Origin of the sequence: Halobaculum limi (assembly GCF_029490015.1) — an archaeon.
GTDB classification, from domain to species: domain Archaea; phylum Halobacteriota; class Halobacteria; order Halobacteriales; family Haloferacaceae; genus Halobaculum; species Halobaculum limi.
In genome coordinates this window covers 2,606,595-2,628,885 of record NZ_CP120468.1, presented here as the reverse complement: position 1 = coordinate 2,628,885, position 22,291 = coordinate 2,606,595, and the positions used below count along the sequence as shown (strand labels likewise).

Below are 22,291 nucleotides of genomic sequence, written 5' to 3'. Positions count from 1 at the left end.
CGAGTCGTCAAGCAATGCAAGCGGCGCTCGTCATCCTCGACGGCTGGGGCCTCGGTGACCACGACCGACGCGACGCGGTGAAAGCCGCAGACACGCCGAACTTCGACCGCCTCCGCGAGGCGGGTGCGTTCGGCACGCTCACCGCCTGGGGCCGTGACGTCGGCCTGCCGGACGACCAGATGGGCAACTCCGAGGTCGGTCACATGAACATCGGCGCGGGCAGGACGGTGTATCAGGAGTACACTCGGATCAACGACGCCATCGAGGCTGGCGAGTTCGTCGACGGTACCGCCATCGAACGCGCGTTCGACCACGCCGACGCGAACGACGGGCGCGTCCACTTCCTCGGCCTCGTCAGCGACGGCGGCGTCCACTCCGACCAAGCACACCTCCACGCCCTCATCGACGCGGCGGCCGACCGAGGCCTCGAGGCCGTCACCCACGCGTTCACCGACGGGCGCGACACCGCGCCGAAGTCGGGCCGTGAGTTCCTCGCGAAGTTGGAGGCGCACGCCGCCGACTGCGGGACAGGCGACGCTGCGACCGTCTGCGGGCGCTACTACGCGATGGACCGCGATCAGAACTGGGAGCGCACGAAGCGAGCGTTCGACGCTGTCGTGAATCGCGAGGCTGACCACACTGCGCCATCGGCCGTCGACGCCGTCGAGGCGAGTTACGACCGCGGCGACACAGACGAGTTCGTCGAACCGACCGTCGTCGACGGCGAACCCGGCATCGAGGACGGCGACGGCGTCGTGTTCTTCAACTTCCGCGCCGACCGCGCACGGCAACTCACACGGATGCTCGCCGACATCGACGCCGAAGCGTGGGAGACGGCGGGCATCGAGACGAGTCCGCCCGAGGTCGAACTCGTGACGATGACCGAGTACGACGCAGAGTTCGGCCTCCCGGCGGCGTTCCCGCCGAAGCAACCGGAACAGACGCTGGGAGAAGTCATCTCCGAAGCGGGACTCACGCAACTCCGGATGGCCGAATCCGAGAAGTACGCCCACGTCACCTACTTCCTCAACGGCGGCCGCGAGGTGGAGTTCGACGGCGAGATGCGCCGTATCATCGAGAGCCCGGACGTGCCGACGTACGACGAGACACCCGCGATGAGCGCCGAGGAGTTGACGGACACGGCTATCGACCTCGTCGGCAGCGAAGACCCCGACGTCCTCGTCCTCAACTACGCGAACCCCGATATGGTCGGCCACACGGGCGACTTCGACGCCGCCGTCGCCGCCGTCGAAGCGGTCGACAGCGAACTCGGTCGCCTCGAAGCCGCGGTCCGCGAGGCGGGCGGCCACCTGTTCGTCACCGCCGACCACGGCAACGCCGACGACATGGGGACGCCCGAGGACCCCCACACGGCCCACACGTTCGCACCGGTGCCGTTCATTTCGGTGACGCCCGCCGGCGACGACGGCGGCAAGCGGGTGCGCGAGGGCGGGTCGCTCGTCGACATCGCGCCGACGATGCTATCGCTGCTCGGTGTCGAACGACCGGCGGCGATGACCGGCGAGTCATTATTGGTCGACGCGGACGACGAGGAGTAAGAAACGAGTGGCGTCGCCGTCGGCTTACGCCGACAGCATCCGGTCGGCCGTGACGACGCGGACGCTCGCGGGGCGTTTGACGTACTCGCCCTCGGACTCGGCGACGACCTGTGCGATGCCACGTTGGGCGGCCACGTCGAGGACACGTTGGGAGAGTTCGCCGTCGAGCACGAGTGCGACCGGCGATCCCTCTTCGCCAGAGATGGCGTCGAACACGTCAGCTGCGGGCACTTCGCTGATCACGCGGTACTCCGAATCGAGGAGGCGCGCGTGGTTCGACCGCTCGCCGATGACCGAGGCGACGTGGTCGCGGAGCGTGGTCGGTTCATCGGCCGACTCCTCCGCAGACTGTTCGCTTGCGTCGTCTGCGGGCACGTCGCTCACCTCGGTCGACTCCGTCTCGTCGTCGGCCTCGCCGGGTGTCTCGGGTGAGACTGGCTCTGCGGGCGACTCGGTCGTCGCAGTCACGTCTCCGGACACAGTCTCGGGCGCGGGTTCGGTGCTTCCGTCGGTCGCAGCGACCGCCGAGGCCCCGCCGGCATCCTCGCCGTTCGTCGGCGCGGTCGGGGCCGGATCGCCCCCGGAGTCGGCGTCGGCCACCTCCTCTTGGTCGTCGTCCCCGTCGAGGTCGACCGATTCGAACGGCACCTTCTCGCGAAGCGCGGCCATCAACTCGTGTCGGCTGAGGTCTTCGACCGACTCCCCCTCGGGCGCGAACGCGACGTAATCCACGTCGGCGACCTGCGCGAGTTCCTTGAGGATCAACTCCCCGCCGCGGTCGCCATCGAGGAACGCCGTGACGGTGCGCTCGGCGGTGAGGTCGGCCACCGCGTCGGGGACGCTCGTCCCCTCGACGGCGACGCCGTTCTTGATGCCGTACTTGAGCAGTGTGAGGACGTCCGCCCGCCCCTCGACGACCACGATGGCGTCGGAGTCGTGGACTCGTGGCCCTGCGGGATAGCCTTTGTACTCGCTGATCCGTTCGACGCGGTTAGCCTCACGGACCTCCGAGAGAATCTCCGTGGAGTCCATCACCGAGTCGTCGAAGGAGGTGGCGAGCAGTTCCTTCGCTCGTTCGACAACTTCCCGTCGCTGGGCCGAGCGCATATCCTCGATGTCGCTGACCTCGACGCGGGCCTCACAGGGACCGACCCTGTTGATGGCTTCGAGACTCGCCGCGAGGATGGACGTCTCCACCTTGTCCAGCCCCGAGGAGATGGTTATCTCTCCGAAACTCTGTCCGTTCTGGCTGTCGATGCTGACGTCGATACGACCGATCTTCGACGACTGTTGGAGGTCGCGCAGATCCAACTCGTCACCGAGGAGGCCCTCCGTCTGTCCGAAGACGGCTCCGACCACGTCGCTGCGTTCGACGACGCCGTCGGCCGTTATCTGTGCGTGAATGAGGTATTTGGCTGAATCGTCCATGTGATGTCCCCTCCGTGGGGTGTGATGGTGATGTGGCGGCGCGATGACCGCCGACGCATATATAAGACCGTCGCGGTGGAAATACCTGTCGTCAGACGGCGGTGTTCACCGTCGACATCGGGGGCCAGCGCCACGAAAGAACCTTACTCGCCCGACCCTATCGTCCGATACCAACGACCGGCCGCCGCGAGCGGTCGGACCCGAACGCACCTATGAACGAGGACAACTTTCAGGCGCTGTGTGACCAGTCGACGATGGCCGACCGCGCCCGCGCGAGCGACGCCCCCGACTGGGTCTCCCGACACTTCGAGACGTTCACCGGAGCGCTCACCGGCGAGCGAAACGACACGCCGTTCCCCTGTCACTTCGGGACGAACGCCGTCGAACGCGGCGACCTCCTGTACACGACCGTCCCATCGTTCACCGACCCGGACGCACTGTTCGCGTTTCGCGACACGCTGCTGGAGTACCTCGACACGTACCGAGACCACGCCGAGTTCGCGCCGCTCGTCGTCTTCTTCGCGCCGCCCGCAGACGGCGTCGACGCCTTCTGTGAGGCCGACTGGCACGAGACGCTGTGGCACGTCCTCCAGTTCCTCCACGTCAACGACCCCGAACCGTGGCCGGCGGACATCCCGACCGACCCCGACGACCCCTACTGGGAGTTCTCTTTCGGCGGGACGGCGATGTTCCCGACGTGTCGGGCCCCGTTCTACGAGGCGCGCAAGAGTCGCTACTGTCCCGTCAGCCTCGAGATCACCTTCCAGCCGCGCGACGTGTTCGACGGCCTCACCCACGACACCGAAGCGGGCGCTCGCGCCCGAGAAGTGATTCAAGGTCGCCTCTCGGAGTACGACGGTGTCTGCCCGCACGCAGACCTGGGCGACTGGGGCGTCGAAGACGACCGGGAGTGGCGGCAGTACCTCTTCTCGCGCGACGAGTCACAGTTCCCCGAGGAGTGTCCGCTGACCGTGACGCCTGAAGTGACGGCGCTGGACGCGCCGAACGCGCCGCTGGGTGCCGACTGATGGGCGATACGGGCCTCCCGGTCCTCCTCCTCGTCGACCTCCAGACGGGGTTCGACGACTCCGCGTACGGCGAGCGCAACAACCCCGACGCGGAGGCGAACGCCGCTCGCCTCCTCGACGCGTGGCGCGAACGTGAGAGTCAAGTGATCCACGTCCGGCACGACTCGACGGAACCCGACTCACCGCTTCGTGGCGACGGACCAGGCTTCGCGTTCAAGGAGGCGTTCGTCCCGCGCGAGGGGGAACCTGAACTCGTGAAACGGGTGAACTCCGCGTTCGTCGGCACCGACCTAGCGGAGCGACTCCGTGAGGGCGACCACGAGCGACTCGTCGTCGCCGGCCTCACGACCGACCACTGTATCTCGACGACGACGCGGATGGCGGAGAACCTCGGCTTCCGGCCGACGGTCGTCACCGACGCGACGGCGACGCACGCGCGGATCGGTCCCGACGGGGAGCGGTTCGACCCCGAGACGGTCCACCGCACCGCCCTCGCTCACCTGAACGGCGAGTTCGCGACGCTTTCGACGACCGACGACGTACTCGCGTCGCTGTCGGAGTCGTAGGTAGCGCAGTCATAGAGTCACGCGTCGACGGCCGCGACTCAGCCGTCGTAACTGATGAACGTCGCCGCGTCGTCCGCGAAGGCGACGGCGTCGGGGCCGAACGAGTCGGCGTAGCGGACGAGCAGCGTGAGTAACTCCGTCGGCCGTTCCAGCGAGTAGCCGCCTTCCGTATCGACCAGCCCCGCGTCCGCGAGCGCCGTCGCGTAGTTCGAGACGGTCGCCCGCGAGACGTCGAGCGAACGAGCGAGGTCTGCGCCCGAGGCGTCGGGGTCGCGAAGTAGGCCCAGTATCATCCCGCGCGGCGTGTCCCGTCGGAGGTAGCCGAGCGCACGCCGTTCGAACGCCGAGAAGCGCCCCGCGGGGAAGTAGCGGCGGTAGTCGCCATCCTTCTGGGAGACGATTTCGCCCACCGACTCCAGTCGCTTGAGGTGGTGTTGTGTCTCGCCGGTCGCAAGCGAGAGGTCGTCGCGGAGTTTCGAGAAGTGCGCGCCGGGCGTCGTCGCGAGGTAGCCGCGGATGGCGTCGCGGGCGTCGGAGTCGTCGGCCGTGGCGGAGGCACGACCGCTCGCCGCGAGCGGCGTGGCGGCACCCAGCGCCGCGAACCGCCGGAGCGTCGCCCGCTTGTCCGGGTCTACCTCGCGTGTCACAGCCCACAGTAGCGACGAACGTGGCAAAAGGGTGTCGTTGGTGTCACGACGCAACCGTGCAACAACGCTGTCGCCGTCCGTGGACGAATCCGTCGACAGGTGAGAACGGGCAACGGAAAACAGCACGCGGAGAACGGGTCGACCGACGCGCGGTCGACAATCGAACGCCAGTCGGAGTATCAGCCCGGATAGTCGGCCGCGACTACTCTGTCTCGGCTTCTGGTTCCGCTTCGGCGGCGTCGCCGTCCGAGGACTCCGAGCCGTTGTTGGACTCGGAGACGACCTCGTCGGCGGATTTGATGTCGGACTTGTCCTCGGCGTCGGCCTCTGCGATCACTTCGTCGGCGGGGGCGATGTCGCCGTCGATGTTGCCCTCTTTCACCGCTGCGGCCTCCTGTTCGAGCGCCTCGGTGTCCATCTCGGCGGCCTCGTCGATCTGTCCCAAGATGTCCTCGATGTCGTCGAGGCCGAGCATCTCGCGCGTCTCGGCGTCGAACTCGAGCGAGTCGAGTCCCTGCGACTCCTGGATGTCGGAGCCAGTCAGTTGCTTGCCGTAGCGGCCGACGAGGCTGGTGAGTTCCTGCGGGAGGATGAACGTGGAGGAGTCACCCTGCCCGATGCGTTCGAGCGTCTCCATCCCCTTGTCGATGATCGCACGCTCGCCCATGGACTCGGCCGACTTCGCACGGAGGACGGTCGAGATGGCGTCACCCTGTGCTTCGAGGATCTGGCTCTGCTTTTCACCCTGCGCGCGGATGATGTTCGACTGCTTCTCACCCTCGGCCTCTTCGATGGCAGAGCGACGTTCACCCTGCGCTTCGAGGATCATCGCACGGCGACGGCGCTCGGCGGAGGTCTGTTGCTCCATCGCCTGCTGGACGTCTTTCGAGGGGTTGACCTCGCGCACCTCGACGGACTCGACACGGATACCCCACTCGTCGGTGGGTTCGTCGAGTTCCCGGCGGATGCGGGCGTTGATCTCTTGACGCTTGTTCAGCGTGTCGTCCAGTTCCATGTCGCCCAGCACCGCACGCAGGGTCGTCTGCGCGAGGTTCGAGACGGCCACTTTGTAGTCCTCGACTTCGAGGAACGCCTTCTTCGCGTCCATCACCTTGATGTAGACGACAGCGTCGGCGGTGACGGGCGAGTTGTCGCGCGTGATTGCCTCCTGCCGGGGCACGTCGAGCGTCTGCGTCCGCATATCGAACGTGTACGTCCGAGAGACGAACGGCGGGACGATGTTGATGCCAGGTTGGAGGAGTTTTCGGTACTCTCCGAACACGGTCAGTGCCTTCTTGTCGTACGCGTCGACGATGACGATCGCCTGATACACGGCGATAATCGCGACGGCGAGGAAGAGCAGTCCGACCGCTGCGGCACCGAGTCCGGCGAACTGGAGTGGTACGAGGACCATAGCTAGGCGTTCGCCCGACGAGGCTTAAGGGTTCGCCCGCTGTCATTCGTGCGTTCCCGAGACGGCGGCGGGGTCGGGCCGAGTGGTCGTCGTCGAAGCCCCCACTCTGTGACTACTCGCGTTCGGTTTCCACGTCGCGTTCGGTCGTCGACTCGGAGTCGTCGTCGGCCTCCACCTCGCGCCGCTTTCGCTCCCGTGCGAGTTCGCGGTCGATGTCGTCGACACCGCCATCGAGCGACTCGACAGTGACGACGTTGCCGCCGCCGGGGTCGACGACCATCACCTCGGTGCCTTCGGGAATCTCGCCGTCGACAGACCGGGCCGAGTAGTACGGATTGAAGCCGCCGGAGTCGAGTTTCACCTCGCCGCCGGTAGGCGTCACCGTCTCCGTCACGCGGCCGATCTCGCCTTGGAGCGACTTCGAATCCGAAGTCTGTGCCTGTCCTTTCCCGCCGTACAGATCGAGTTCGCGGTAGCCGTAGAAGGCGAGCGCACCGAACACGAGGACGAGGAGGCCCAGGACGAACGGCCCCGCGATCGGACCGAGCAACAGGCCGACGAGGCCGGCGGCGAGGAGGGCGACCCCGATGACGACGAAGTGGGCACCCGGAGCCAACGCCTCCGCGATGGAGATGACCAGTCCGGCGGCGACCAGCAACAACGGGAGGGTCTCGGGGGCCAGCAGGCCCGACTGGAGGAACATAGACGGATCTGAGGTGTGCGGTGGTTAAAGGGTCACCGAGAACACGAGCAAGAGCGTCCCGAGGACACCCGTGACGACGAACAGGGCGTTCTCGGCACTGATGGACTCCGGTTCGATGGGCGCTGGCTGGTTCGCCGCCTCCGCTTCGGGACCGACCTCGTCGAGGCCAAAGCGCCACTGGTCGTCGTCGTCCGGGGTCGCCGCGTCGGCGTCGACGCGGGAATCGTCTGCCATACTACAGGCTAGTCGTGTGACGGTAAAGGCGTGTCGGGGGCAGCGGTCGACCAGCGCCGTGGACTCCCGTCAGCGGCGCCTCGCGTGTCCGATCACGTCGCCCTCGTAGACGACGCCGCGTTCGGCGTCGACGCTGACGACCGTCTCGTCTGCGACGTCGTCGGGCAACGGTGCACCCGATACCATCGGGATGCCGACCTCACGCGCCACGAGCGCGGGGTAGCCGGTCATCCCGGCGCGGGCGTCGATGATGCCCCCGAGTTTGGTCGTGTCGCCGCCGAACTCTGCGTCGAACCCGGCAGGCAGGTAGACGATGCCGCCCTCGGGCACGTCGCTCAGGTCGCCGTCGGGCACGCGGTAGAGCGGACCGGAGACGCGCCCACCGACGACGTGGCGGCCCGTGGCGATGGTCTCGGCGGCGACGTGGAGTTTCAGCGTGTTCGTCGTGTTCGTTCCCTCCAACTCCGTCATCATCCCCGAGAGGACGACCAGTGTGTCGCCCGACTCGGCGACGCCGGCGTCGAGCGCCGCCGACACCGCCGAGTCCATCACTTCCTCGACGCTGTTGTGGTAGTCCGCTGTCATCGGGCGGACGCCCCACGAGAGCGCGAGTTGGCGACGCACGCGGTCGCTCGGCGTCGTCGTGACGATGGGGGCGCCGGGGCGGAACTTGGCGGTCTTTCGGGCAGTGTAGCCGGACTCGGAGGCGGCGACGACCGCCGCGGCGTCAGTGTCGCGGGCGAGGAACCGCGCCGACCGCGCCAACGGCTCCGTTCGAGACTCCGTATCTGCCAGCGGGACACGCTCCTCGCGCGTCTCGGCGTACTCGTCGCTCGTCTCCACCTGCCGGACGATGCGGTCCATCGTCTCGACGACGCGCGCGGGGTGGTCACCGATGGCCGTCTCGCCCGACAGCATCACCGCGTCAGTGCCGTCGAGGACGGCGTTGGCCACGTCGGACGCCTCTGCGCGGGTCGGTCGCCGCGAGTGGACCATCGAGTCGAGCATCTCCGTCGCCGTGATGACGGGCGTCCCCCGCTCGACGCAGGTGCGGATGATGCGCTTTTGGATCATCGGAACGTCCTCCAGCGGGCACTCGACGCCGAGGTCACCGCGCGCGACCATCACGCCGTAGGAGGCGTCGATGATGCCGTCGAGGTTCTCGACTGCGTCCGCACGTTCGATCTTTGCGACGACGGGGATGTCGCTCGCGCCGCGCTCTTCGAGTGCGTCGGAGACGGCGTACACGTCGCTGGCGTCGCCGATGAACGAAGCCGCGACGAAGTCCACGTCGTGGTCGACCACGAGGTCGAGTTCTCGCTCGTCGCGTTCGGTGATGGTGGGCAAGCCGAGGTCGACGCCGGGAACGTTGACGCCCTTTCGGGAGCCGAGTTCGCCGCCAGAGTCGATGCGTGCCTCGACGCCGTCGTCGCTGACGGCGGTCACGGTAGCCTCGATGCGGCCGTCGTCGAGGAGGACGCGGTCACCGACCTCCGTGGCGTCGATGGCGTGCGTGACACCGATGTGTTCGGGGGTGGCGGTGTCGTACTCGGCGAACACGACCGTCGACCCCGTCTCCAGTTCGATCGGTTCGGGGATTTCGGCGGTTCGGACCTCCGGCCCTTGGAGGTCGAGCATCGCCGCGAGGGGTTCGTCGGTCGCGTCGTCGACCGCGCGGATGCGGTCGATGACCTCGCCGCGGTGGTCGGTGTCGCCGTGGCTCGCGTTCAATCTCGCCACGGACATCCCGGCATCGGCCAACTCCCGGATCGACGCTCGGTCGTCAGAGGCGGGGCCGAGCGTACAAACGATCTTGGCTCGTCGCATAGTCTTGCCTGAGACTGGACGGTGACGCGTATAAAGGCCTACGGAGCGGAACTCGCGTTCGAGTGAACTGTTCCGGCGTCCGACTGGGCGGCTTACTGCGTGACCATCCAGGTCGTGCCCGAGGAGTAGCCCCACTTCTCCACGTCGATGTCACGGGCGGCGTCGATGACGGCGGCCATGTTCGCACCGACCTCTTTCGCAGACAGCCCCAGTTCCTCGGCGATGAGGCGAGACTTGAAGTACGTCTGCTCGGCGGCGTGTTCCCGGAGGTACGTGAGGATCAGGTACTGCTTGTCGTTCAGCGCGTGTCCCGGGTCGACGGCGTCGGCGTCAGCGGTGTCGGGTTGGTCGGCGGTACTCGTCGCACTCATACACCGTTCTACGGTAAGCCCCCTCATAGTGGGTTTGGTACACGGGGTTAACACAGAGCCGTCTGGTGGTTACGCTGCAGCAACGGTCGTCGCTGGGTCCGGCGATCCGGGTCGTCGGTACAGCCGCCTAACACCGAGTAAGGTCAGATTGCCGAGGTGACGATCTGGTCGTGAGCGCGAGTCTCGGGCGGCCACACGGGTCGTTAGCGACTGTTCGTCTCCACTCGGTCGATCGGGGGCGCGATGACAGAAGGTACTTACGCCGGCATCCGCCACCTCCTCAACAATGACCGAGTCGGACGAGCCTTCGAGAGACGACGCCGACGCGGTGCGCGTCAGCGTCGTCCTCCCCGCATACAACGAGGAGGCGACCATCGAAGGCACCGTCCGAACGACTATCGAGGCGCTCGAACGCTTCCTCCCTCACGACGAGTTCGAAGTCATCGTCGCCGAAGACGGCTGCGACGACCGCACGCCGGAGATTGCCGACCGACTCGCCCGGGAGGACGACCGGGTGAAGCACTTCCACAGCGACCGTCGCCTCGGACGTGGAGGTGCACTGGAGTTCGCGTTCGACCGCGCGAACGGCGACACACTCGTCTACTTCGACACCGACCTCGCGACGGATATGCGCCACCTCGAAGAACTCGTGTCGAAGGTCGACCGCGAAGGGTACGACGTGGCGACTGGATCGCGGTGGATCCCTGGCGAGCAAGCCGACCGTCCGGCGAAGCGGGGCGTCCCCTCGCGCGGGTTCAACCTCCTCGTGCGGACCGTCCTTCGCTCGGACCTGCGCGACCACCAGTGTGGGTTCAAGGCGCTCTCGCGGGAGGCGTTCGAGGAACTCCACGATGCCGTCGAGGACGACCACTGGTTCTGGGACACGGAACTACTCGTCCGGGCCCAACGGCGCGGAATGGCCGTCGCGGAGTTCCCCGTCGACTGGGAACCGAAGGGTGACTCGAAGGTCGACCTCGTGCGCGACGTGTTCGGAATGGGGAGTCAGGTCGTCCGCCTGTGGTGGCAACTGTCCGTCTCGCCGCGCATCACGCGAACCCGGACGGTCGCCGCCGGCGCGATACTGACGCTGGCGGCGTTGGCGCTGATGACGGTGTATCTCGACCCCTCGGCGGTGCTGTCGGCGTTCTCCGAGGCCGACCCGGTCCCGGTCGCTATCGCGACGCTCGTGTACCTCGTCTCGTGGCCGCTTCGGGGCCTCCGCTACCGAGACATCCTCTCCGAACTCGGCTATCGTGAGCGGATCGGCTTCCTCACCGGCGCGGTGTTCATCAGCCAGACAGGCAACCTCGTGTTCCCGGCTCGGGCGGGTGACGCGGTGCGGGCGTACGTCGTGAAGGCACGGCGCGGCATCCCGTACCCGACCGGGTTCGCGTCGCTGGCGGCCGAGCGCGTGTTCGACCTGCTGACCATCACCGCGATGGCGGGAGCGGTGCTGGCCGGCTTGCTGGTCACCGACGGAACGGGTGCGGTCGCCAGCGCTGTCTCCGGCAACGTCCCCGGCGTCTCTGCCGGCGCGGTGACGACTGCGGTGCAGGTGGCCGCCTTCGTCGGCGTCGTCGCCGTCGCCAGCCTCCTGTTCATCGTCGCGACTGCACGCTCGGACCGCAACTACGTCCGCGCGGTCGTCTCGCGGTTCTCCTCGGACTCGTACGTCGACTACGTCGCTGGCGTCATCGAGGAGTTCGCCGGCGGCGTGCAGGCCGTCGCGGGCACGCGGCGGTCGTTCCTCCGCGTCGGCGGCGTCTCCGTCGTCGTGTGGACGCTCGACGTGGTGACGGCGTTGCTCGTCCTCTCGGCGTTCCCCGCGGCCGCCGAGACGATGACCGTGACGCAGATGGTCGTCGTCGGCTTCTTCGCCGTCTCCGTCGGCAACCTCGCGAAGGTGCTCCCGCTGTCACCGGGCGGGATCGGCCTGTACGAGGCGGCGTTCACGGCGCTCGTCGTCGGTCTCGGCGGCGTCCCAGCGGCGGTCGCGTTCGCCGCGGCGGTGTTGGATCACGCAGTGAAGAACCTCGTCACCGTCGTCGGCGGCGTCGCCTCGATGCTCGGCTACAACGTCTCGCTGACGGCCGCTGTCGACGAGACGGAGGAGTTAGACGAGGAAGAAACCGAGATGGGCGCGAGCGAAATCGCGACTGACGACTGAGCCGAGAGAGCGAGCGGAGGGATTTCTGTCGACTACTTCAGTAGAGGTCGGTCACGAACGGTCCCAGCGCCCCCGCCACCGCCGTCCGAAGCGCGTCGGTGCGGTCGACCCGTCCACCGGTGAGTGCGCCTGCCGCGCCTTGGTTGCGCGCGACGCCCGACTCGTCGAGAACGTCGTCCATTACCGGGCCTAACTCCTCGCCCGCACGGACGCGACCGGCGATGGACTCCGGGAGGACGAGACTCGGGCCCGACCCGACGCCGACGCGGTCGCCGTCGCTGACGACGGCCCACATCACGAGAAAGAGGTTGCCGTCGTCGCCGTCCAGCGTCGCCACGCCGCCCTCGATACCGACGCCGAGGTCGTATCCTGCGCCGCTGCTATCGGCGTCGAGGACGGCCATCGCGCGGTTCCGCGCGCCTGTCCGTGTCTCGGCGGTTCCGCGCGGTTGTTCGCTCACGCCCGACGGAACCGGACACGCCTCGACGGTCGCGTCGTCGCCGAAGCCGTCTGCTCCTGCCACCGCACGCTCGGTCGCCTCGCATTTCACCGGATTACCCGAACCGACGCCGATCCGCATACCTCGGCGTTCGTGTGGCGGTACGTGTGTCTTGCCTTCGACGGCGACTCGTGCGAGCGTTCATATCCGATACCGGCACCAGCCTGTGCGTGCATCGGGACCGAACAGCGGCGGGCGACGAGGTGCGGGCGACGTTGCGAGCGTTGGCGCTGGGAACCGTACCTACCGAATCGACCGACAGGGACGAGATTCGTCGACTCGTGAGCGAGGCCGAGACTGCGCTCGCGAGCGTCGAAGCCGCGAGCGAGGTCGCACAAGACGGAGGATTCGAGCGGCTTCGTGCGGCACAGGCGACAACGCTGCAGACGGCGATGCCGCCGTCGGTCGTGCGCCGCGCACGACGAGTCTTGGCGACGCTCGACCGCTATCGTGACGCACATCGCACGGCGACCGCCGACGCAGACCACTTTCACTCCGGTCACGATACGCATATCCCACGGGGAGAACAACGTCGGGACAACTGATGACGCGGGTTATCCACACGGGCGACACCCACATCGGGTATCGTCAGTATCACTCCCCCGAACGGCGACGCGACTTCCTCGACGCCTTCGAGCAGGTGGTGGCGGACGCCGTCGCCGACGACGTGGACGCCGTCGTCCACGCGGGCGACCTGTTCCACGACCGCCGGCCCGACCTGCCCGACCTCCTCGGTGTTCTCTCGGCGCTCCGGGAGTTGGACGACGCGGGGATTCCCTTCCTCGCGGTCGTCGGTAACCACGAGTCCACGCGCGGCGGGCAGTGGCTCGACCTGTTCGGATCGCTCGGCCTCGCCACGAGACTGGGCTCAGAGCCAGTCGTAGTCGGGGAGACGGCGTTCTACGGCCTCGACCACGTTCCCGAGAGCCGTCGCGACGACCTCGACTATTCGTTCGCTCCGCACGACGCCGCCACCGCGGCGCTGGTGAGCCACGGCCTGTTCGAGCCGTTTGCGTACGCCGACTGGGACACCGAGACGGTCCTCTCGGAGTCGTCGGTCGAGTTCGACGCGATGCTGCTGGGCGACAACCACACGCCCGACACCGCGGAGGTGCTCGACACGTGGGTGACGTACTGCGGGTCGACCGAGCGTGCCTCCGCGAGCGAACGCGACGGGCGCGGCTACAACCTCGTCTCGTTCGGCGCGGACGCTCCCGGCGACGACGCCGTCGACATCCGACGGCGGGCGCTCGAAACTCGTCCGTTCGTGTTCGTCGACGCCGAACTCGGTCCCGCAGAGGGAATCGACCGCGTGCGTGACCGAGTGCGCGAACACGACGTCGCGGACGCCGTCGTCATCGTGGAGGTGACCGGCGAGGGCGACCCCATCGCACCCGCAGCAGTCGAGGAGTTCGCGAGCGACCGTGGGGCGCTCATCGCCCGCGTCAGCGACCGCCGGGAGGTGGACGTCGACGACGAGGTGACGGTCAGTTTCGCCGACCCGGACGACGCGGTGCGCGACCGTATCGCGGAGATGGGCCTATCACCAGCCGCTGACGAGGTGGACGACGTGGTTCGAGGCGAACTCCCCAACTCGAACGTCCGCGAAGCGGTGAAACGTCGCGTCGAGGAGCGACTCGATGGGGGCGACAGCACTGGAGAATCCGGCACGGTGTCCACCGCTGAAGAAGTGACAGCCGACTCCACGACCGCTGACTCGACCGCTGACTCGACAGGCGACGACGACGGCCAACTCACGCTGGGTGATTCGCGATGATGTTCGACCGCATCCGCCTCCGCAACTTCAAGCCGTACGCCGACACCGACCTGCGCTTGCGCGACGGCGTGACGGTTATCCACGGCCTCAACGGCAGCGGGAAGTCGTCGCTGCTGGAGGCGTGTTTCTTCGCACTGTACGGGTCGAAGGCGCTCGACGGCACGCTCGCTGACGTCGTGACGAATGGCGCCGAGGAGGCGGAGGTGGAACTGTGGTTCACCCACGACGGCCGATCGTACCACATCCGGCGGGAACTGAAGCGGTACGGCGAGCAGATTCAGACGACAACCTGCACGCTCGAATCCGACGACGACGAACTGCACCGCGACGGCGCGACCGACGTACGGGCGTTCGTGAGCGACCTCCTCCGGATGGACGCGGACGCGTTCGTCAACTGCGCGTACGTCCGGCAGGGCGAGGTGAACAAACTCATCAACGCCACGCCGACCGAGCGCCAGGACATGATCGACGACCTCCTCCAACTCGGGCGACTGGAGGAGTATCGCGAGCGTGCCGGCGACGCGCGTCTCGGCGTCGAGGACGTCCTCTCGAAGAAACGGGGGGCGCTGGAGGACGTCGAGTCGCAGGTCGAAGCGAAAGAAGCGAAGGGGCTCCACGATCGCCTCAACGGCCTCCAGTCTGACCTGAACGACCTCGACGCGAAGGTGGACAACTACGAGCAGCAGCGCGAGAAGGCCGAGACCACCCGCGACGATGCACAACAGATCCTCGACGAGTACGAGGAGCGCCGCGAGGAACTTGCGTCCCTGGAGTCGGACATCGACGAGTTGGAGGCGACCATCCGCGAGGACGAAGCCGAGCGAGAGCGACTGGGCGACCGGGTCGCTGACGAACGCGACCGCATCGAGGAGTTGGAGTCGACGCTCGCGGAACGACTCTCGAACACCGACGTCGCGGCCGCCGACGCGGAGACGCTCGACGCGCGACGTGCCGACCTAGACGACCGCGAGGACGACCTGCGCGACGACCTGCGCGACGCTCGCTCGCAGGTGAACGCGCTCACGAACCAGTCGGAGAACCTCGCACAGAAAGCCGAGGAGGTCGACGAGCGAGCGAACGAACTCCGCGAGCGTGCCGACCGCCTCGACAACGAAGCAGACGAGGCCGCCGAGACGCTGGCCGAACGCGAGCGCAAGCGCGAGACGCTGACGGACGAACGAGCGGAGAAACGGTCGCTGTTCGAGGACGCGCCCGTGGACGTCGGCGAGGCGACGGCGTACCGCGACTCCGTGCAGTCGGACATCGAGGAGGCGCGCACGGAGATACGCGAGACAGCCGCCGACCTCCGGGCGGCCCGGTCGAGCGTCGAGGACGCCGAGGAACTGCTGGCCGAAGGGAACTGCCCCGAGTGCGGACAGCCAGTCGAGGACTCCCCGCACGTCGACACGCTCGACGAGGACCGCGAGCACGTCTCAGAGTTGGAGGCCAACCTCGCGACGGCGAACGAGCGGAAGGCGAGCCTCGAAGATGACCTCGACACCGCGGAGACGCTGGTCGAGGCTGAGAACCGGCTCTCGCAGATCGCCGACACCGTCGACCTCCTCGACGACGGCATCGACGAGAAGCAGGCAGAGGCTGAGGAGAAGCGCGAGCGCGCCACGGAACTTTGCGAGGAGGCGGACGAGCGTGAGGCCGAGGCCGAAGAACACCGCGAGACGGCCGAGCAGAAACGGTCGGAGGCGACGGAGACGCGCGAGACGGTCGAGGAACTGGAAGCCGACTTGGACAGGATCCAGACGGCACGCGACCGCCTCGACGCCGTCGAGTCGACGCGCGAGGCTATCGACGACGCCGAGGAGACGGTCGAGCGACTGACGGAGAAGCGGGTCGACATCGCCGACCGCAACGACGAGCGCCGCGAGTTCCTCGCGAGCAAGCGCGAGCGCCGCGACGAACTTCGCGAGGCTGTCGACGAGGAGCGTGTCGAGAACGCTCGCGACAGACTCGACAACGCGGAAGACTACATTGAGCGGGTGACCGACGCGCTGGCAGACCTCCACGAGCGCCGCGACGACCTCACGAACCGCATCGGCGCGGTCGAGAACGAACTCGACGAGTTGGAGACGCTGCGCGAGCGTCGCGACGACCTCGCGGCCCGTGTCGACGAGTTGGAGGCGCTCCACCGCGAGACCGAGGAGTTGGAGGCGATGTACGGCGACCTCCGGGCGGAACTGCGCCGCGCGAACGTCGAGAGTCTCGAACGGATGCTCAACGAGACGTTCGAGTTGGTGTACGGCAACGACGCCTACTCCCACATCGAACTCGACGGCGAGTACCACCTCACGGTGTACCAGAAGGACGGCGAACCGCTCGACCCCGAACAACTGTCGGGTGGCGAGCGCGCACTGTTCAATCTCTCGCTACGGTGTGCCATCTACCGCCTGCTCGCAGAGGGCATCGACGGCGCAGCACCGACGCCGCCGCTCATCCTCGACGAACCGACGGTGTTCCTCGACTCGGGACACGTCTCGCGACTCGCAGACCTGGTCGCGGAGATGCGCGGCTTCGGTGTCCGTCAGATCCTCATCGTCAGCCACGACGACGAACTCGTGGGCGCGGCCGACGACCTCGTCCGCGTCGAGAAGAACCCCACGTCGAACCGCTCGACGGTCGACCGCATCGACGACCCGTCGCTGGCGGCGGTCGAGGCGGAACTGAACGCCGACGACTGAGCCGACTCGGCGGTTCCGCGTCGTCCGCACTTGCCGTCTCGCTTACGCTCGAAATCGTCCGACCGCTGTCTCCGCCTCGTCTGTCGGTTCGTAGCCACGCTCGCCGGCGACAGTCGTCTCGGTGAGGAGGCCCGCCGCGCGAAACTCCGCGAGGAGACCGTGCAGGTCGGATTCACACAGGTCGTACGAGTCCAACAGCGTCCGGACCGACAGCGGCCCGCGGTCGACGAACTCCACGAGGAGGCCAAGCGCCCGTTCGTCGCGACACGCGAGCACCGCCCGTCGAAGCGCGGGCGAGAGGCCGGCGGCCGCGGCCGACAGCGCTGACTCGCCTTCGGCTTCGAGGTCGTCGTTCGGGAGGTGGCGCTCCTCACCGGTCGCGGGGTCGCGGACCAGACTCGACTCTGCCGAGCGCTTGACGAGGAGATAGCGAGTGCCGTCGTCGTCCCGAACCGTCTGCATAGTCGAGGAAGGTACTGCAGGATGCAAAGCGGTGTCGGTGGCGGCGGTCAGTCGTCCTCTGTCGGCGTGTTCTGTTGCGACTCGGTCGGATCGTCGGGTTCCGTCTCGCCATCTGTTTCTGCATATGTCTGCACGTCTCGCTCCGCATCCGACGCTTCGTCCGGGTCCGTCTCCGTGTCGTCGTCCTCGGTCGCCTCGTCGGCGTCGCGTTCCTCACGCCACTGCTCGAAGGCGCGATACGTCTGGTAGACGCGGACGCCGGCGAGGAGGCCGACGACGATGGCGAACCCGCCCCAGTTCCACTGGCCGCGGAAGCCGATGAGCATCGCGCCCAGTGAGACGCCGAGGACGGCGACGTTGGCGTACAGGACGGCGGTCATAAACGACCGACTGATATGCGGGTCGACCGTCGAGGGGTCGGGCAACGAGTCGGATGGGTCATTGACGGTCGGGATGTTGACGCGGGGGCCACGGTTTTCGGCTTCGCTGGCCTCGCGTTCGAGGCCGAACAGGTCCCCGTCGTCGTCGTCCTCGAGCACGGCTCTCTGTTCGGTGACTGTAGCAAAAGGGTTGCCGGACACGACTCGCGTCGGATCCGGCGGTAGTCAGGTGAGTGCGGGACCGATCAGGCGTGGTCGGCGAGCGTGACGGCGGTGCTCGCCTCTACCCACGCGAGTGGATTTTCGGAGTCGTAGAGGACCGTTCGCCCGTCGTCCTCATACGCCTCGACCGTCTCGACGGCCTCGTCCGGGCTCGCGCCCGAGCGCTCCAACGGGGAATCGGATGCGTGGGTCATCTGCGAACTATGGTATGTCTTGACACGGTATATGCCTTTCCGTGGTGGCCGGACTCGCCAACCGGCCGTCGTCGTGCGGTTCTTCGGCGATCGAACGGAACGAATCTGTCCGTGTAATCCTCGACTACCGGACCGAACGATGGGCTTACCGTAGGGGTAGACGGACCAGCGTCACCCACAGCGACTCGTCGCCGTGACGAAAGGGACATTTTTACCGGCGAACGGCAAAGGCCCGGCAATGAGCGATTCGCAGGCGGGCCTCGGCGATTTCGGGGACGCCACCGCGGAGGAAGGCGGGTCCAACGACGACCGTCGCCCGGACGAAGAGGCGGCGTTCGTCGCTGGAACGGGGCAAGGCCGGGTGAGCGACGTCATCGACCGCGAAGACATCGTCGTTCCCGACGCCAGTGGGACGGTCGAAATGATGGTGACGGCCGTCGACTACACGGTCGAGGGGGCCGGAACCGAAGAGTACCCCGTCGTCCACGTGTTCGGCCGCACGGCCGACAACGAGTCGGAACACCTGCGCGTCCTCGGCCTCGAACCGTACTTCTACGTGCCGACGGCCGACATCGAGAATCGGGCTCTCGTCGAGGAGTACGACGTCATCCTCGACACGCGCGAGGAGGCCCCTGACGGCGAGCGGTTCAAATCCATCCGTGGGATGCCCGTCACCAAGGTGGTCGCCCGAACGCCCCGTGACGTGGGACAGATCCGCGACGACTTCGACCGGACGTACGAGGCGGACATCCTGTTCCCCAACCGCTTCCTCATCGACTACGGCGTCACCTCCGGTCTCCGCGTCGAGGAGCGCCGACTGGAGACGGACGACGATGACGGCGGCCGCGCTAGCCTCCAGGTCACGCCCGAGCATCTCGAACCCTGCGAGGTCGAGGCCGACATCCGCGTCAACACGTTCGACATCGAGGTCGACGACCGCAACGGCTTCCCCGAGGACGGCGAGGAACAGGTCGTCTGTCTCACCTCACACGACTCCTACCGCGACGAGTACATCGCGTGGCTGTACGACGCGCCCGTCGGCGGCGTCGACGCGCCAGACGTCCTCGACGACTACGACCTCATCGGTGACCACGACAGTAGTGTCGAGGTCCGAACGTTCGCGGAGGAGGACGCGATGCTCGACGCGTTCATCGCGTACATCGAGGAGACGGACCCCGACGTGTTGACGGGGTGGAACTTCGAGGACTTCGACGCGCCGTACTTCATGGACCGCTGTGAACTCCTCGACGGCCGATCGGAGTACGACCTCTCGCCCGACCGCCTCTCGCGCGTGAACGAGACGTGGCGCTCCGGATGGGGCGGCCCCGACGTGAAGGGCCGCGTCGTCTTCGACCTCCTGTACGCCTACCAGCGCACACAGTTCTCCGAACTGGAGTCGTACCGCCTCGATGCGGTCGGCGAACTCGAACTCGACGTGGGGAAGGAACGCTACTCCGGCGACATCGGCGACCTGTGGGAACAGGATCCCGAGCGACTGCTGGAGTACAACGTTCGCGACGTGGAACTGTGCGTCGAGATCGACCGCAAGCAGGACGTGATCGACTTCTGGGACGAGTCGCGCAAGATCGTCGGCTGTCAACTGGAGGACGCGCCGACGCCCGGCGACGCGGTCGACATGTACGTCCTCCACAACGCCTACGGCCGGTTCGTCCTCCCGACGAAGGGCCAACAGGACGGCGAGGACTTCGAGGGGGGCGCGGTGTTCGAACCGATCACCGGCGTCGAGGAGATGGTGTCGGTGCTGGACCTGAAGTCGCTGTACCCGATGTGTATGGTGACGATCAACGCCAGCCCCGAGACCATCGTCGAGGATCCCGACGCCTTCGACGGCGAGACGTACCGCGCGCCCAACGGGACGCGCTTCCGCAAGGAACCCGACGGGATGATGCGGCAGATGATCGACGAGTTGCTGGCCGAACGCGACCGTCTGAAGGGCGAACGCGACGCCCACGAGGTCGGCTCCGACGCCTACGAACAGTACGACCAACAGCAGGCGGCGGTGAAGGTGATTATGAACTCGCTGTACGGCGTCTCCGGGTGGGAGCGCTTCCGCCTGTATGACAAGGACAACGCCGCCGCCATCACGGCGATGGGCCGGCGCGTCATCGAGTTCACCGAGGAAGCGGCCCGTGAGATCGACCACGAGGTGACGTATGGCGACACCGACTCGATTATGCTCGCCCTCGGCGACGACATCACGACCGAGGAGGCAATCGAGCAGTCGTTCGCCATCGAGGAACACATCAACGGCCGCTACGACGACTTCGCTCGCGAGGAACTCGGTGCCGACGAACACCGCTTCCAGATCGAGTTCGAGAAACTGTACCGCCGGTTCTTCCAAGCGGGCAAGAAGAAGCGGTACGCCGGCCACATCGTCTGGAAAGAGGGGAAAGACGTCGACGATATCGACATCACGGGCTTCGAGTACAAACGCTCGGACATCGCCCCCGTTACGAAACGGGTGCAAAAGCGCGTCATCGAGATGATTGTCCACGGCGAGGCGACAGACGACATCAAAGACTACCTCCACGACGAGATCCAGAACTTCCTCGCGGGCGACGCCGACTTAGACGAAGTGGGCATCCCCGGCGGTATCGGCAAGCGACTGGAGGCGTACGAGACCGCCACCGCACAGGTGCGCGGCGCGAAGTACGCGAACCTGCTGCTCGGGACGAACTTCCAGCGCGGGTCCAAGCCGAAGCGTCTCTACATCGAGAAGGTCCATCCCGACTTCTGGCAACGGATGGAGTCGGAACACGGACTCGACCCGCAGACAGATCCGCTGTACGGCGAGTTCAAGCGCGACCCCGACGTGATCTGTTTCGAGTACGCCGACGAGGTGCCCGAGGAGTTCGTCGTCGACTGGGACAAGATGCTGGACAAGACGCTGAAAGGCCCCATCGCCCGTATCATCGAGGCGCTTGGGATGTCGTGGGAAGAGGTCAAAAGCGGGCAAGAGCAGACCGGTCTCGGGAGCTTTATGTGACCTGTTGATACGTTCTGCAGCAACCTCGCTTTTCGATTCGCAAACTGTTCTTTCGTGAGGGATAATGACACTGTGGCGGATGCGTAAGGTTGATGCCTCGAACGACCCCATCCGCGTGTAGAGGCGCATTCACGAATATGGCGACACTCAAACTCAAGAACCTCCAGGCGCAGGTCGCGGAGACGGGCGAAGAGATCCTTCGAGGCGTCGACCTCGAAGTGAAGCAAGGCGAGATTCACGCACTAATGGGCCCCAACGGCTCGGGCAAGTCCACGACTGCGAAGGTCATCGCGGGCCACCCGGCGTACGAGGTCACCGGCGGATCGGTGACGCTCATCCTCTCGGAGGAGGACGTCGCGGACATCGACGCCGACATCGACGAGGAGGACCTCACGTGGGAACTCCTCGAACTGGAACCGAACGAGCGCGCGGCGCTGGGTATCTTCCTCGGCTTCCAGTACCCCGCCGAGATCGAGGGCGTGACGATGGTCAACTTCCTCCGGCAGGCGCTCAACGCCAAACTCGGCGAGCGCGAAGAACTGTTCGAGGACGAGGAGGAGGCCGACGCGGACGCCGACGAAGACGACTCCGGCTACGACACCTCCCCGATGGAGGGTCCCGCCGACGACGGCGACGTCGGCGTCGCCGAGTTCCAGAAGCTCCTGAAAGAGAAGATGGAACTGCTCGATATGGACGAGAAGTTCGCAGAGCGCTACCTCAACGCCGGCTTCTCCGGCGGTGAGAAGAAGCAGAACGAGGTACTGCAGGCTGCCATCCTCGAGCCGTCGATCGCCGTGCTCGACGAGATCGACTCGGGGCTCGACATCGACCGTCTGCAGGACGTCTCGAAGGGCATCAACGCCCTGCGTGACGAGCAGAACACCGGCATCCTCCAGATTACGCACTACCAGCGCATCCTCGACTACGTCGAACCGGACCACGTCCACATTATGCTCGACGGCAAGGTCGTAAAGTCGGGCGACGCGAGCCTCGCCGAGCAACTCGAAGACAAGGGGTACGACTGGGTCCGCGAGGAAGTCTACAACACGGCGTAACCGTCTATGGTTACTGAACAGCCTAATGCGTACACACCGGTAAACACGAGACAACACA

At 66.6% G+C, this 22,291-nt stretch carries 20 protein-coding genes; 9 read left to right on the top strand and 11 right to left on the bottom strand.

Annotation, left to right across the window (positions count from 1 at the left end; genetic code table 11):
• Positions 1-14 precede the first annotated feature (14 nt).
• The gene (gpmI, locus tag P0D77_RS13370) at positions 15-1,559 is read left to right on the top strand and encodes a 2,3-bisphosphoglycerate-independent phosphoglycerate mutase (protein WP_277553595.1); all 1,545 of its coding nucleotides are present in this window, start codon (positions 15-17) and stop codon (positions 1,557-1,559) included.
• A 24-nt stretch (positions 1,560-1,583) separates the two neighbouring features.
• On the opposite strand, the gene dnaG is transcribed toward gpmI, so the two are convergent.
• Positions 1,584-2,987: a DNA primase DnaG gene (gene dnaG, locus P0D77_RS13365; protein ID WP_277553594.1), complete on the bottom strand. Its 1,404-nt coding sequence runs from the start codon at positions 2,985-2,987 to the stop codon at positions 1,584-1,586.
• Positions 2,988-3,199: 212 nt separating this feature from the next.
• On the opposite strand from dnaG, the gene P0D77_RS13360 reads away from it, so the two are divergent.
• Positions 3,200-4,015, top strand: a complete 816-nt coding sequence (locus P0D77_RS13360) for a YqcI/YcgG family protein (protein ID WP_277553593.1) — start codon at positions 3,200-3,202, stop codon at positions 4,013-4,015.
• Positions 4,015-4,581, top strand: a complete 567-nt coding sequence (locus P0D77_RS13355) for a cysteine hydrolase family protein (RefSeq protein ID WP_277553592.1) — start codon at positions 4,015-4,017, stop codon at positions 4,579-4,581. Before P0D77_RS13360 ends, P0D77_RS13355 begins: the two co-directional genes overlap by 1 nt.
• A 38-nt stretch (positions 4,582-4,619) precedes the next feature.
• Here P0D77_RS13355 and P0D77_RS13350 read toward each other — a convergent pair whose 3' ends face one another.
• From P0D77_RS13350 to P0D77_RS13325, 6 genes are all read right to left on the bottom strand, one after another.
• Positions 4,620-5,228 (bottom strand): winged helix-turn-helix transcriptional regulator, encoded by a 609-nt coding sequence (locus P0D77_RS13350; protein ID WP_277553590.1) that lies wholly within the window; start codon positions 5,226-5,228, stop codon positions 4,620-4,622.
• 202 nt (positions 5,229-5,430) lie between these two features.
• A complete protein-coding gene (locus P0D77_RS13345; protein WP_277553589.1) occupies positions 5,431-6,642 on the bottom strand; it encodes an SPFH domain-containing protein in 1,212 nt (403 codons plus the stop codon).
• A 112-nt stretch (positions 6,643-6,754) separates the two neighbouring features.
• Entirely contained in the window at positions 6,755-7,345 is a 591-nt protein-coding gene (locus P0D77_RS13340; protein ID WP_277553588.1) for an NfeD family protein, read from the bottom strand.
• Positions 7,346-7,369: 24 nt separating this feature from the next.
• Positions 7,370-7,579 (bottom strand): DUF7312 domain-containing protein, encoded by a 210-nt coding sequence (locus tag P0D77_RS13335; protein WP_277553586.1) that lies wholly within the window; start codon positions 7,577-7,579, stop codon positions 7,370-7,372.
• A gap of 69 nt (positions 7,580-7,648) precedes the next feature.
• Positions 7,649-9,406 carry a pyruvate kinase gene (gene pyk, locus P0D77_RS13330; protein ID WP_277553585.1) on the bottom strand — a complete coding sequence of 586 codons (1,758 nt, stop codon included), beginning with the start codon at positions 9,404-9,406 and terminating at the stop codon, positions 7,649-7,651.
• A gap of 92 nt (positions 9,407-9,498) precedes the next feature.
• Complete coding sequence (locus tag P0D77_RS13325) at positions 9,499-9,777, bottom strand: DUF7123 family protein (protein WP_277553584.1); 279 nt, start codon at positions 9,775-9,777, stop codon at positions 9,499-9,501.
• A 286-nt stretch (positions 9,778-10,063) separates the two neighbouring features.
• Between P0D77_RS13325 and P0D77_RS13320 the strand changes: the two genes are divergently transcribed.
• Positions 10,064-11,944: a flippase-like domain-containing protein gene (locus tag P0D77_RS13320; RefSeq protein WP_277553582.1), complete on the top strand. Its 1,881-nt coding sequence runs from the start codon at positions 10,064-10,066 to the stop codon at positions 11,942-11,944.
• Positions 11,945-11,981: 37 nt separating this feature from the next.
• Here P0D77_RS13320 and P0D77_RS13315 read toward each other — a convergent pair whose 3' ends face one another.
• Complete coding sequence (locus tag P0D77_RS13315) at positions 11,982-12,524, bottom strand: inosine/xanthosine triphosphatase (protein WP_277553580.1); 543 nt, start codon at positions 12,522-12,524, stop codon at positions 11,982-11,984.
• Between the two features lie 89 nt (positions 12,525-12,613).
• Between P0D77_RS13315 and P0D77_RS13310 the strand changes: the two genes are divergently transcribed.
• The 3 genes from P0D77_RS13310 to rad50 are packed head-to-tail and all read left to right on the top strand — an operon-like array spanning position 12,614 to position 16,913.
• On the top strand, positions 12,614-12,988 hold the full coding sequence (locus tag P0D77_RS13310) for a DUF7966 family protein (protein ID WP_277553579.1): 375 nt from the start codon (positions 12,614-12,616) through the stop codon (positions 12,986-12,988).
• Complete coding sequence (mre11, locus tag P0D77_RS13305; RefSeq protein WP_277553578.1) at positions 12,988-14,220, top strand: DNA double-strand break repair protein Mre11; 1,233 nt, start codon at positions 12,988-12,990, stop codon at positions 14,218-14,220. Before P0D77_RS13310 ends, mre11 begins: the two co-directional genes overlap by 1 nt.
• Positions 14,217-16,913 carry a DNA double-strand break repair ATPase Rad50 gene (gene rad50 / locus P0D77_RS13300; protein WP_277553577.1) on the top strand — a complete coding sequence of 899 codons (2,697 nt, stop codon included), beginning with the start codon at positions 14,217-14,219 and terminating at the stop codon, positions 16,911-16,913. The genes mre11 and rad50 overlap by 4 nt, the downstream gene beginning before the upstream one ends.
• A 42-nt stretch (positions 16,914-16,955) precedes the next feature.
• Here the strand turns inward: rad50 and P0D77_RS13295 are convergent, their stop codons facing one another.
• From P0D77_RS13295 to P0D77_RS13285, 3 genes are all read right to left on the bottom strand, one after another.
• Positions 16,956-17,375, bottom strand: coding sequence for a DUF7346 family protein (locus P0D77_RS13295; protein ID WP_277553576.1), 420 nt, complete (start codon positions 17,373-17,375; stop codon positions 16,956-16,958).
• A 47-nt stretch (positions 17,376-17,422) separates the two neighbouring features.
• Positions 17,423-17,914: a DUF7322 domain-containing protein gene (locus P0D77_RS13290; RefSeq protein WP_277553575.1), complete on the bottom strand. Its 492-nt coding sequence runs from the start codon at positions 17,912-17,914 to the stop codon at positions 17,423-17,425.
• 86 nt (positions 17,915-18,000) lie between these two features.
• The gene (locus P0D77_RS13285) at positions 18,001-18,171 is read right to left on the bottom strand and encodes a DUF7331 family protein (protein ID WP_277553573.1); all 171 of its coding nucleotides are present in this window, start codon (positions 18,169-18,171) and stop codon (positions 18,001-18,003) included.
• A gap of 238 nt (positions 18,172-18,409) precedes the next feature.
• On the opposite strand from P0D77_RS13285, the gene P0D77_RS13280 reads away from it, so the two are divergent.
• Together P0D77_RS13280 and P0D77_RS13275 are read left to right on the top strand one after the other, a co-directional pair.
• Positions 18,410-21,178: a DNA-directed DNA polymerase gene (locus tag P0D77_RS13280; RefSeq protein ID WP_277553572.1), complete on the top strand. Its 2,769-nt coding sequence runs from the start codon at positions 18,410-18,412 to the stop codon at positions 21,176-21,178.
• A 137-nt stretch (positions 21,179-21,315) separates the two neighbouring features.
• The gene (locus P0D77_RS13275) at positions 21,316-22,233 is read left to right on the top strand and encodes an ABC transporter ATP-binding protein (protein ID WP_277553571.1); all 918 of its coding nucleotides are present in this window, start codon (positions 21,316-21,318) and stop codon (positions 22,231-22,233) included.
• Positions 22,234-22,291: the final 58 nt, after the last annotated feature.